Here is an 11,796-nt window from a genome sequence, read left to right on the forward strand (position 1 = left end):
GTACATCACTTTGTCACTTTTTGCGTTTTTGGGTACATTGGAAATCGGCTTTATTTATGGCTTAGTCGCTATGGGAGTGTATCTTACCTTCCGGATATTAGACTTTCCTGATTTAACCGTTGATGGCAGTTTTACTTTGGGCGCTGCGTTAACCGCAACGCTTATCGTACTGGGGTTCAACCCTTATTTAGCAACATTACTTGGTACTTTAGCCGCCGCGAGTGCTGGTATTGTTACTGCTTGGCTGAATTTACGTTTTAATATATTGCATCTATTAGCCAGTATATTAACCATGACGGCACTTTATACGATTAATCTTCGCATTATGGGTAAACCTAATGTTGCTTTAATAATGGAGCCAACGATGTTGACTCCATTTGAAGCACTAGGAATACCTAGCATGTATATGAAAGTTATATTCGTTGCTTTGTGTGCTGTTATTGGCGGATTACTGGTTGCCTGGTTTCTTAACACCCAATACGGTTTGGCGATGCGCGCTGTCGGGTCTAATAAACGAATGGCGCAAGCTAATGGTATTGTCGTCAATGAAAAAGTCTATGTCGGTTTAGCGCTTTCTAATGGATTAGTTGGTTTAGCCGGTGCGCTTTTTGCTCAAACCAATGGTTTTGCAGATTCAACTATGGGGATTGGAACCATCGTTGTTGGCTTGGCGGCGGTCATTATTGGTGAATCATTGTTTTCGACTCGTTCAATTTTAGTCATTGTTATGAGTTGTATTATTGGTTCCGTTTTATATCGAATTGCGGTTTCTATGGCTCTCAACGCAGATTTTCTCGGATTTCAAGCGTCTGACCTTAACTTTTTAACGGCTGTGTTAGTCACATTGGCGTTAGTGTTCCCGAAACTACGCCGTGAATGGAAAGCCAAAAAAGCGAAAGGGGAAAGACTGTGATCCGTTGTGAAAACTTACATGTGACCTTTAACCATGGTTTACCGACAGAAAAATTGGCTTTACGTGGAGTCGATTTAACCATTCCAAGTGGTGAATTTGTAACCGTTATTGGTTCTAATGGTGCGGGTAAATCGACGCTATTAAATACCATAGCGGGTGATATCGAATCCACACGAGGGAAAATTTGGTTTTCCGATCGTGATGTGACAAGTATACCGGCTACGGGTCGGACTAAAGACATTGCGCGCGTGTTTCAAGATCCGCTTGCGGGTACTTGTGGAAATTTAACCGTAGAAGAAAACATGTCGCTTGCCTATGGACGAGGTAAAAGAGGGACCTTATCTTTTGCGCTTAATGATAATTTACGGGCAATTTTTAAAGAGCAATTAAGTCGCCTTAATCTTGGTCTTGAAGATCGTCTTGGTGCTGAAATGGGCTTGTTATCAGGAGGGCAGAGACAATCTGTCAGTCTTTTGATGTCCGCTTTGCAACCCAGCAGCATTTTATTACTTGATGAACATACTGCGGCGCTCGACCCGAAAACAGCAGCGCTCATCATGGATATTTCCTCGCAAATCATTAAAGAGAAGCAACTTACCGTCATGATGGTGACGCATTCTATGCGACAAGCACTGGATCACGGTTCTAGAACCATCATGCTACATGAAGGTAAGATTATTTTCGATTTGGCCGGAGATAAACGTGCTGGTTACGAAGTAAAAGACCTTCTTCAATTATTTGCACAAGCACGGAATGACGGAGAAGAATTAGACGATGACAAATTATTGCTAGGCGAGTAGATACAATTGATTGCTTGCTGTGGCTTGATTCTTAGTTGAGCTGGCCGCCTCAATATATTGTAGCGTCGATGATTGCGTCTTATTTTAGGTGTCCTACTATTATAAAAAAGTCCTCGCCATTTGGTGAGGACTTTTTTTTAACAATCTAAAATCTAACTGGCGTCAGATTTTTAGTTTAGCTTTTTACATTAATGTTAGCTCATTCGCTTACCATCAAATAAGTGCGATATACCCGCTGGGTTATTATCACGAAGAGCATTTGGTAATAATGTTTGCGGTAGATTTTGGTAGCACACAGGACGTAAAAAACGAAAAATAGCGGCGCTACCTACCGAAGTGCTGCGTGAATCCGATGTCGCTGGAAATGGCCCACCGTGAACCATCGCATGGCATACTTCAACGCCTGTTGGCCAACCATTGACCAATATGCGCCCGGCTTTTTCTTCCAGAATGGGTAATAAAGCTTTTGCAGTCTTAAGATCCCCATCGTCCATTTGTAATGTTGCTGTTAGTTGACCTTCAAGCTGCCTTGTTACCAAAAGCATTTGCTCAATATCATCGCACTCGATAACCAAAGAGCAAGATCCAAATACTTCTTCGAGAAGACGTTCGTCGTTTAAGAAGTGGTTAGCTTGCGTCACGAATAAATGGCTCTGACAAAGGTTCGGTTGTTCTCCTTGTTCGCCACTACCCTGTGAATGCACGGCGTCGTTATTAGTCAAAGAAATAATGCCATCAGAGTAAGCTTTATAAATACCAGGTGTCAGCATCGTTTGTGCAGCTACTTTGGTAATGGCTTGCTCTGCTGTTTTCAAAAAGTTATTAAGCGCTGTTCCGCGCACAGCTAACACTAAACCTGGATTGGTACAGAATTGACCAGCACCCATAGCGAGTGAAGCAATAAAGCTTTCTGCAAGCTGGTCAGTACGTGTTTTTAGTGCTGTTGGTAGCAAAAAAACAGGGTTGATACTGCTCATCTCTGCGTAAACAGGAATAGGTTGTTTACGTGCTTGCGCTGTCGCCATCAAAGCTGTCCCACCACTGCGAGACCCTGTAAAACCAACGGCTTTAATGCGTGGGTCAGACACCAATGCCTGACCTAGTTCGTTGCCTGAACCATATAACAGTGAGAATACGCCTTCGGGTAGATTGCATTTAGCGATTGCGTTTTGTATTGCACGTCCAACCATTTCAGATGTGCCTGGATGAGCAGAATGTGCTTTCACAATGACAGGACAACCTGCGGCTAAAGCTGACGCTGTATCACCGCCAGCAACACTAAAGGCTAATGGGAAATTACTGGCTCCAAATACTGCAACTGGGCCCAACGCGATATTTTGGTGACGTAGGTCAGCGCGTGGTAGAGGTTGTCTTTCTGGTAGAGCAGGGTCAATACGAACATCTAACCATTCACCAGAACGCACAACAGAGGCGAACAAACGTAGTTGTCCACAGGTCCGGCCGCGTTCGCCTTGAATGCGCGCTGCAGGCAATCCTGTTTCTTGAGTGCAGCGTTCTATCAACGAGTCGCCGATTGCTTCGATTTCTTCTGCGATAGTTTCTAAAAAAGTAGCTCGTTCCTCTAGTGATGTGGTGCGAAAGGCGACGCTGGCCGCTTCTGCTAATTCACAGGCATGGACAACTTCAGCTTTTCCACCGCTTAGGTAGCCTGGTTGAAGCTTTTCTCCAGAGCTTGGATTAATCGCCCAGACCACAGAACCTGAAGCATCAAAATTGCCTTGTCCAATTAGTTGTTGTCCTGTTAATTTCATTCTTTTCTCCTAAGAAATGTTTCAGTCAGAGTCTTACACTCTGTATAAAGTGAGTGTTATTTTTTCTTGGTGATTGGGCTTTTTAGCGGTTTTCTAATGGCTAAAAAATAGACAAACATTAAAGTCAAAAGAATAAAGAATAGACTGTCTAAATTCGTAAAAAATGTCATTGGATTGCCGTTAGAAAGGGCAAGAGAGCGACGTAAAAACTCTTCTAAATTTGGCCCTAAAATAAAGCCTAATAACAGTGTGATAATAGGAAATTCATGCTTTCTTAAGTAATAAGCCAATATTCCCATCATTAACGCCATCATCATTTGAAAAAATGAATACGTTGCGACATATGTACCGACGACCGCAAGTAAAGCGATGGCGCCATATAAAATATCTTTGCGAATAGCGACAATTTTAATGAAGTAAGGTCCAAGTAAAAATAGAGTTAACGGAATCAATACCAATGCACTAAACAGTAAGGCAGCCAACATAGGTGCGATTAATTCTGCTTGGCCAGACATTAGTTGTGGGCCAGGTTGAATTCCGTTGATCACCAACACGCCAAGCATGATTGCTGTAATTGGGTCTCCCGGTATACCAAAGGTGAGCATGGGGACTAATGCACCACCACAAACTGCATTATTAGCACTTTCTGATGCAGCTATGCCTTTTGGATTGCCTTTTCCAAACGTTTCAGGCTCAGAAGATGTGCGTACTGTTTCAGCATAAGCAAGGAAGCTACCCATAGAGCCGCCTGCTCCCGGCAAAGTACCAACAAAGTAACCAATCAAGCTGGATTTGACATAGCAAACCACACCAATTTCTCTAATGGCAGATAGCGGCGGGATAAAGTCGCGTCGTTTTATAGCAACCTTACTAAATGCTTCGGCGGCTTTTTTAGCATCGGTGGATGAACTGGTTTGAATGAGGATTTCACTGATTGCAAAGGTACCAATTATTACTGGCATTAAGTCTAGTCCAGCGGTTAAGTCGCTTAATCCAAACGTAAAACGTGTAACGGGTTGCATTGCATCCAGTCCAACAGTTGCAAGCATTAAACCAATGCATGCGGCCATGGCAGCTTTAATCATTTTTCCTCGTTGAGCAACAATGATGACCACAATGGCAAAGGCCAGCAGGGAAAATTTTCCTGTGGTTTTTACTAATAAAGAGGCTTCAGCTACAAAAGGCGCAACGGCAATGAGCAATAAGGCACCTAATGCACCACCGATCATAGAACCGATCGCAGCATGGCCAAGGGCTAACGCACCTTTGCCTTGTTGTTGTAATGGATAACCGTCGAGCGCTGTCATCATCGACGAAGGCGCACCAGGAATGTTAATGGTAGTCGCCGTGATGCTACCGCCACACATACCGGCCATATAAATACTTGCACAAGCCATGAGGGCGGTTGTGACGTCCAAGGTGTATGTCAACGGGAGAAGCAACGCCAGCGCCAAAGTGGCTGTTAAACCTGGTATTGCAGCAAAGATAGTTCCAATAATAAAACCTGAAATGACATAGGCGAGGATCAAAGGATCGAACAGTAAAGAAAAACTACTCGCAACGAGACTAATAAATTCCATCACTTAACCCCACAAGGCCGGTAGTCTAACGCCGAATAGCTGGTCAAATACCAGATACCCAACCAAGACGATGGCAATAGATATAATTGATTTTTGAATGATTTTTTCCAGAGAGGAAAAAATAATAATAATAGACAGAACAAACAGAAACGAAGAAATGAAATAACCAATAAAAGCAAACGCCAAGATATACGACAGTATTGAGAACATAATCAAAAGAGGTGCGTATTTAGATGGCGCAGTGCTTGCTTTGTCGGTTGTGGATTCTGTTTCTGTCGTTGAGTCTAGATTTTTTGTATTTAACGTTTCATCTTCGGTTTGTTTTTTATTCGCAGTGATCTCTCTTAATAGCAAAATACTGCTAAATAAGACGGCGAAAAAACCCAATAGTAACGGGAAGAAAGAAGGTTCTAGTCTATTGTTGGAAATAGGGTTACCTAGATTTATCGCGGTAACGAGATAGCCAATCGAAAAGACAAAAACCAAGAAAAAGAACACAGGATTTTTTTTGGAAAACATCATCATCTACCTTATAAACGCCCCGACACTATATCGGGGCGTGTTATAGCCAGTTATTGCACGCTAAGAGTTATAGATTTAAATCGTCCATTACTTTAAATGTACTGGATTGCAATTCATCTATCCAAGCTTGAACATCAGTAGAGCCTAACCAGCTTGGAGTCACACCAATAGTAGTGACCCAGCTTTGAAACTCTTTGCTATCAAAGGCCGTTTTAAAGGCCGTTTCAAGTGCTGATATTTTGTCTTTTGGTGTGTTTTTAGGAGCGGCTAACAAAATAAAACTGCCTGTTTCTAACTCATAACCCAACGACTTGATTGGTGGAACGCCAGGGTAGGATGGGTTTTGCTCAGAAGACAGTTCTACTACGCCTTTTGCGTCGCCAGAACTAAGAATGCCACTGAAATCCCCTAAACTTGATATTGCCGCATCAAGCTCACCAGATAGCAAAGCTTCTGCTTCGGCGCTAGAAGAACCAGGGTAAGTGATGACGTTAAATTTCACATTGATTTCTTTCTCTAAACGGCGAACAGCAAGATAAGGACCTGAACCTTTTGGCGCGACACCGACTCGAACACTATTTGGCTTGGCTTTTGCCGCGCTGATTAGCTCTTCAAAGGAGTTATAGCCAGAATGTTTAGACACCACAATTGCATCAGCTTCTCGCGTTATACGGGCAATAGGCGCCATTTTTTCTAGTGAATAGCCAGGCACCATTTTACCACGAGGTAGCGTAATGACGCTGTCATAAGTCAATACGCCAATGGTATGACCGTCTGGACGTGAACGAGTCATTTGCATCAAACCTGTCGCCGTTACCGCACCGCTGATATTTTCAACGTAGATGGATTTAGGCAAAGATTGTTCGGCAATGTTACTGATTTTTCGAGAAATGGCATCGGCACCGCCACCGGCAGGCCAAGGTACGATTAAGCGAATGTCTTTTGATGGAAAATCTGCTGCGATAACAGATGAACTGAGGATGCATGCACTTACTGCACAGATTAATGTGTTTTTAATTTTTTTAGTTAACATAGCTATTTCTCTTTTTTATTTTTAGTGAGAGTTACGCTTAGTAAAGTACTAAGATTTTTATTGAAATCAGTCGTACTGAATAGAACCGTGAGTCTTTTTGGTAATTAATGTCCTCTATTTAGCTTGCGACAAAATCGTTGTATTCCTTTTGTGCTTCATCACTTGGTGGGTAAAGACCAATGACACGACTACCGGAACGAACTTTGCGAATTACATAATCTTCAAATTGTTCCATTTTTATTGCTTCTTCTGCGATTTCTTCCGATATTTCTAATGGAATGACGATAATACCGTCACCGTCACCAACCAAAACATCTCCTGGATAAACCGCGACACCACCGCAACCAATTGCCACTTCAAGATCGACGCCGTGGTGTTTGGTTAGGTTTGTTGGCGCACTTTCTTTGGCACAGAAAATAGGCATGTCCATAGCGGCTGCACTATCAAAGTCTCTAATTCCTGCGTCAGATACAAACCCCGCACATTTTCGAACTTCTAACCGCGTAAGAAGAATACTGCCAGCACTTGCTGCAGAAGCGTCTTGACGACAATCAGATACCATAATCATACCTTCTGGCACGGATTCGACTGCTAGGCGCTGAGGGTGTTTTGGGTCTTTAAAAGCAGCGACAGTATCCAGATCTTCGCGTGCAGGTATGTAGCGCAGCGTGAATGCCTGTCCAACCATTTTGATTTTTTCATTGTTAACTCGACCAACACCTTGGATGTAGGTATTGCGAAGCCCTCTTTTAAAGAGGGCGGTATTCAATGTTGCAGTTGATACTTTTCGAAGTTGAGCGATAACCGCTTCATCTAATTTTTTATATTTATTAGTCATGAACCTTGATCTCCGTTGAATAAGAAACGCCTAAAAACAATACACGTGGATTTTTTACAAATCAAACTAATTATTACAACTTTTTACTAATTCCTTATGAATTATTGATTGAATAGGTGGTTTTTCTCATTTTTTTTGGTTTTTTAAGAGGAAGTTGTCTACTATTAGTAATTAAATAAGTTAAAATAAGTTAGTTTTTAAAGAGCATTTCTCTCCATTCCAGATTTGAAAATCACTTTTATTATTAAGTTGGTGGCACACTATGAGTGAAGTTCCTACTCGAACCAAAGAAACTAAGCAGTCTCTTGGCGCTGTGGTTTATGAACAAATATTGACGTTAATTATGAGCGGCACATATGGGCTAAATACAAAATTGCCAGCAGAAACCGTATTGTGCCAAGAATTTCAAGTGTCTCGCCCAGTGTTGCGTGAGGCGTTGGCTCGGTTACGTGAAGATGAATTGATTGCATCCCGTCGTGGTTCGGGTAGCTATGTTATTAAGCAACCAGATAATCTTGTTTTACAATTTTCTCCATTATCCAGCATTGCCGACATTCAGCGCTGTTTTGAATTTCGCTCTAATTTAGAGTCTGAAGCCGCTGCGTTGGCTGCGGTTCGTCGGACTAGCGCTCAGTTGGATATAATTGTTAGGGCGTATGAAAAAATGAATGTGGCTAACGCGTCAAATAAGTTAGCGACTGATGAAGACTTTGATTTTCATATTGCGATTACGAATGCAGCTAATAACCATTTTTATAGCACAGTGTTATCACTGTTGCGAAAAAGTATAAAGGAAGGAATAAACATAACGCGGAATTTGTCGCTATTACACCCAGAGTCCCGTTTGCAATTAGTGCAAAAAGAACACAATGAGATTGTTATGGCGATTAAAGAAGGTAACCCCTCAGCAGCGAGAGAAGCCATGAGAAATCACCTTAACAGTGCTCGGAATAGAATGTTTGAAGGTGCGCCTAATTAAGTTTTGGTAATTCGAAAACGAACAAATTTTTTTAAAATTCAACTAAATGACAGTGCAACCGCGAGCATAATTGGTAAGGTTACAATACAAAGGAAGTTGCTGAAAAGTACCATTGACGCGACTTTTTCTGGCTCTAAATCAAAATGTTCCGCAAACATGTAGTTTAGTACAGCTGGTGGGAACATGGTGAATAACAACATCATTTGTAGATGTAGAGTAGATAAAGGGATAAATAGATAAATAAACGTAAACGCGATAGCGCCAGTAAGAAGTGATAACCCAGTACATAATAATCCGGTTCTCATGCCACTCAAGCGCATATTGCACATCTGAGCGCCCAGAGACACAAGCATAATAGGAATCGCCGCTTGTCCAAGCAAAGACGTCGCATTATATAATGGCTCCCAAATACCAACACCCATTAGGTTTAACGTTAATGCTGATGCTGCAGCTAAAAAGATGGGCATACGGATAATTTGTTTAAAAGGATTGCCCTTACTGATGATTGCCAACCCAATACTAAAGTGTAGACAAGACGATACGACAAACAACAACACAGCTGGTGCGATAGCTGTGTCACCAAACGAATAAGTAAACAGTGGAATGGCAAGATTACCAGCGTTACGAAACATCTGTGGTGGCGCCCATACTTTGTATTTGAGTTTGAAAAAATAACAAATAGGAAACATGAGTAATGCTGGAATGAAAACAGCCAAAAGAGCGGCGCTTAATAAAGGGATTTGCCCAGCATCAAGTGGCATAATGACAAGAGAGGAAAACGTTAACGCAGGGACGAAAACGTCCATGTTAACTCGGTTAATTGGTCGAAAGTCGGGTTTGATCCAAAGTCCAACACATAAGCCTGCAAATGTTAATCCTAGTATTGGAAATAAAATACTGACAACTTGATTTAACATTTTTCCCCTTAAATTATTAACGACTTAGTTTTTTCATTAATGTAATTAACCGTATTATCCTTTGACCGATCATAATTTGATAGTCATAAGTCTTAGTGTGAAAAAATACGATAGGTCACACAAATTTCTCAAGCACACTGATGCCCTTTCTCGCTGTGCTAGTGTCATTTTCTACATACGCTGACGTAATGACGCCTTCTTTTATGATGCAAATCGCATCGAGTAAAAGAGGGCTCTTGTTGATCATTGACCGAGCAATTACTTGTCTTACTTGATGTTTATGTTTTCTACAAAAGATAGAAATACGATGGTTTGAACCGCTAAATTCGGCGGTACTGTTAATGAAAAAACAACCATGAAAATCCCCAAGCGTGGGCTCAGAATTCAAAAACCAACTCTCCAGTGCAATGAATAAACAGTTCACTAACTCTTTATTTGAGTTAACGCCTTCCAGCTTTTCTTCTATCCAACTAATAAAATGGTTATGTCTCTGCTCAAGCACCGCCATGATCAAGGCTTCTTTGCTTTCGAAGTGATTGTATAGGGTCTTTTTCGCAATGCCAGAGACGTTTAAAATTTCATTGATGCCAATGGAATTAATGCCATTTTTATAAAAAAGCATGGAAGCGATATCAATGAGTTGCTGTCGTTTTTTATTCATATACACCTCTATTTATTTGTATGTTGGCAGAAGTAGACAATTTTGTCTATTGTTTTTAAAGAGACATATATATCTATTTCATTGAGGTGTGAAATAGGACAAAAATGGCTTACAAATAATCGTGTGAAACTTCATCGATATCTTACTTCGGGACAATCTTGTTTAAACGCACAGACTCCATGTTTGCCTCTCTTTGTGTTTAGGGGTTATCTATACGTCAAATGACGTACCTCTCTAGGGTGTTTCGCGCATACCTTTGCCGCCGTAATTTTTGAATACTGAAGTGACTGATAGGAAGCTTTGGGAATCACTTTTCTTAAAGCGTCTTGTTTCAACGTTTCTTATTACAACGTAAAACTCATTCAAAATCACAATAGGACGGCTTAAAAATGAAAATCAAAACGCTTGTATCTGCGATTGCGCTTTCTGGTGCAACGCTTATCGCGCTTCCTTCAATGGCAGCGGACACGATCAAAGTTGGTGTATTGCATTCTTTGTCCGGCACCATGGCGATTTCTGAAACGACTCTAAAAGACACTGTTCTTATGATGGTGGAAGAGCAAAATAAAAAAGGTGGCTTGCTAGGTAAAAAACTAGAAGCGGTTGTGGTTGACCCTGCGTCAAACTGGCCTTTGTTTGCTGAGAAAGGTCGTGAGCTTTTAACTCAAGAAAAAGTAGACGTTATTTTTGGTAGCTGGACATCGGTTTCTCGTAAGTCTGTTTTGCCTGTATTGGAAGAGTTAAACGGTTTGATGTTCTACCCGGTTCAGTATGAAGGTGAAGAATCGTCTAAAAATGTTTTCTACACAGGCGCAGCGCCAAACCAGCAAGCGATTCCTGCAGTTGATTATTTGATGAATGATTTGGGTGTTGAACGTTTCGTTCTTGCGGGAACAGATTATGTTTACCCACGTACTACGAATAAAATTCTTGAAGCTTACCTAAAAGCGAAAGGCGTTGCAGCGCAAGACATCATGATCAATTACACACCATTCGGTCATTCTGATTGGCAGTCTATTGTTTCTGATGTGAAAAAATTCGGTGGCGAAGGTAAGAAAACCGCGGTTGTTTCTACTATCAATGGTGACGCCAATGTTCCTTTCTACAAAGAATTGGGTAACCAAGGTATTTCAGCAGAAGACATTCCAGTAGTGGCCTTTTCTGTTGGTGAAGAAGAATTATCTGGTCTAGATACAACGCCTCTTGTTGGTCACTTGGCGGCATGGAACTACTTCCAAAGCGTAGAGAGTGATGCGAATGATGAGTTCATTACTCAGTGGAAAGCCTTCACAAAAGATTCTAATCGCGTCACCAATGATCCAATGGAAGCGACTTACATCGGTTTCAAAATGTGGGCAAATGCAGTTACAGATGCTGGTACTACGGATGTTGATGCGGTTGAACAAGCAATGATTGGTCAAGAAACGGAAAACCTAACAGGCGGTATTGCGGTGATGAACAAAAACCATCACTTGAGCAAACCTGTTCTGATTGGCGAAATCCAAGATGATGGTCAGTTTGAAGTGGTTTGGGAAACAGACGGCGTAGTGGCTGGTGATGCTTGGTCTGATTTCTTGCCAGGTTCTAAAGACTTAATCTCTGATTGGACAGCACCTATCAAGTGCGGTAACTACAACACGAAAACAAAAGCGTGTTCTGGTCAGAATTATTAATTTGATTCTTTCCCCGAGTTGATATCGGCTCTCTGTCTATTTTAGTCAGAGAGCCTTTTTAACTTGATCTGATTTTTTAAAGACTACTTATTTTAACGCAATTTTTTA

Annotated in this window: 11 protein-coding genes; 4 read left to right on the forward strand and 7 right to left on the reverse strand. The window is 41.5% G+C overall.

All coding sequences use genetic code 11. The features are described 5' to 3' along the window. Positions 1–10: 10 nt before the first annotated feature. Both MUS1_RS12190 and MUS1_RS12195 read left to right on the forward strand, forming a co-directional pair. Entirely contained in the window at positions 11–913 is a 903-nt protein-coding gene (locus MUS1_RS12190) for an ABC transporter permease (protein WP_036163001.1), read from the forward strand. Beyond that, positions 910–1,713 (forward strand): ABC transporter ATP-binding protein, encoded by an 804-nt coding sequence (locus MUS1_RS12195; protein ID WP_036163003.1) that lies wholly within the window; start codon positions 910–912, stop codon positions 1,711–1,713. The genes MUS1_RS12190 and MUS1_RS12195 overlap by 4 nt, the downstream gene beginning before the upstream one ends. A gap of 194 nt (positions 1,714–1,907) precedes the next feature. Here MUS1_RS12195 and MUS1_RS12200 read toward each other — a convergent pair whose 3' ends face one another. The 5 genes from MUS1_RS12200 to MUS1_RS12220 form a co-directional block, all read right to left on the reverse strand. Continuing rightward, on the reverse strand, positions 1,908–3,485 hold the full coding sequence (locus MUS1_RS12200) for an aldehyde dehydrogenase (NADP(+)) (RefSeq protein WP_036163005.1): 1,578 nt from the start codon (positions 3,483–3,485) through the stop codon (positions 1,908–1,910). 56 nt (positions 3,486–3,541) lie between these two features. Then, positions 3,542–5,065 carry a tripartite tricarboxylate transporter permease gene (locus tag MUS1_RS12205; RefSeq protein WP_036163006.1) on the reverse strand — a complete coding sequence of 508 codons (1,524 nt, stop codon included), beginning with the start codon at positions 5,063–5,065 and terminating at the stop codon, positions 3,542–3,544. Between the two features lie 3 nt (positions 5,066–5,068). Next, entirely contained in the window at positions 5,069–5,590 is a 522-nt protein-coding gene (locus MUS1_RS12210; protein WP_084035619.1) for a tripartite tricarboxylate transporter TctB family protein, read from the reverse strand. Positions 5,591–5,654: 64 nt separating this feature from the next. Continuing rightward, positions 5,655–6,620 (reverse strand): Bug family tripartite tricarboxylate transporter substrate binding protein, encoded by a 966-nt coding sequence (locus MUS1_RS12215; protein ID WP_036163008.1) that lies wholly within the window; start codon positions 6,618–6,620, stop codon positions 5,655–5,657. Positions 6,621–6,738: 118 nt separating this feature from the next. Then, on the reverse strand, positions 6,739–7,458 hold the full coding sequence (locus MUS1_RS12220; RefSeq protein WP_036163009.1) for a ribonuclease activity regulator RraA: 720 nt from the start codon (positions 7,456–7,458) through the stop codon (positions 6,739–6,741). A 262-nt stretch (positions 7,459–7,720) separates the two neighbouring features. Between MUS1_RS12220 and MUS1_RS12225 the strand changes: the two genes are divergently transcribed. Next, complete coding sequence (locus MUS1_RS12225) at positions 7,721–8,437, forward strand: FadR/GntR family transcriptional regulator (RefSeq protein WP_036163010.1); 717 nt, start codon at positions 7,721–7,723, stop codon at positions 8,435–8,437. A 38-nt stretch (positions 8,438–8,475) separates the two neighbouring features. On the opposite strand, the gene MUS1_RS12230 is transcribed toward MUS1_RS12225, so the two are convergent. Together MUS1_RS12230 and MUS1_RS12235 are read right to left on the reverse strand one after the other, a co-directional pair. Further along, the gene (locus tag MUS1_RS12230) at positions 8,476–9,354 is read right to left on the reverse strand and encodes an AEC family transporter (protein ID WP_036163011.1); all 879 of its coding nucleotides are present in this window, start codon (positions 9,352–9,354) and stop codon (positions 8,476–8,478) included. 115 nt (positions 9,355–9,469) lie between these two features. Further along, positions 9,470–10,015, reverse strand: coding sequence for a TetR/AcrR family transcriptional regulator (locus MUS1_RS12235; RefSeq protein WP_036163012.1), 546 nt, complete (start codon positions 10,013–10,015; stop codon positions 9,470–9,472). A gap of 389 nt (positions 10,016–10,404) precedes the next feature. Here MUS1_RS12235 and urtA point away from each other — a divergent pair, with 389 nt between their 5' ends. Further along, positions 10,405–11,688, forward strand: coding sequence for an urea ABC transporter substrate-binding protein (gene urtA, locus MUS1_RS12240; RefSeq protein ID WP_036163013.1), 1,284 nt, complete (start codon positions 10,405–10,407; stop codon positions 11,686–11,688). Positions 11,689–11,796 lie beyond the last annotated feature (108 nt).

Source organism: Marinomonas ushuaiensis DSM 15871 (genome assembly GCF_000521805.1).
GTDB lineage: Bacteria > Pseudomonadota > Gammaproteobacteria > Pseudomonadales > Marinomonadaceae > Marinomonas > Marinomonas ushuaiensis.

Coding starts and splice junctions, on each gene's coding strand:
- MUS1_RS12225 (WP_036163010.1), top strand. CDS start 7,721: ATGAGTGAAGTTCCTACTCGAACCAAAGAAACTAAGCAGTCTCTTGGC.
- MUS1_RS12235 (WP_036163012.1), bottom strand. CDS start 10,015: ATGAATAAAAAACGACAGCAACTCATTGATATCGCTTCCATGCTTTTT.
- MUS1_RS12200 (WP_036163005.1), bottom strand. CDS start 3,485: ATGAAATTAACAGGACAACAACTAATTGGACAAGGCAATTTTGATGCT.
- MUS1_RS12205 (WP_036163006.1), bottom strand. CDS start 5,065: ATGGAATTTATTAGTCTCGTTGCGAGTAGTTTTTCTTTACTGTTCGAT.
- MUS1_RS12215 (WP_036163008.1), bottom strand. CDS start 6,620: ATGTTAACTAAAAAAATTAAAAACACATTAATCTGTGCAGTAAGTGCA.
- MUS1_RS12230 (WP_036163011.1), bottom strand. CDS start 9,354: ATGTTAAATCAAGTTGTCAGTATTTTATTTCCAATACTAGGATTAACA.
- MUS1_RS12220 (WP_036163009.1), bottom strand. CDS start 7,458: ATGACTAATAAATATAAAAAATTAGATGAAGCGGTTATCGCTCAACTT.
- MUS1_RS12210 (WP_084035619.1), bottom strand. CDS start 5,590: ATGATGATGTTTTCCAAAAAAAATCCTGTGTTCTTTTTCTTGGTTTTT.
- urtA (WP_036163013.1), top strand. CDS start 10,405: ATGAAAATCAAAACGCTTGTATCTGCGATTGCGCTTTCTGGTGCAACG.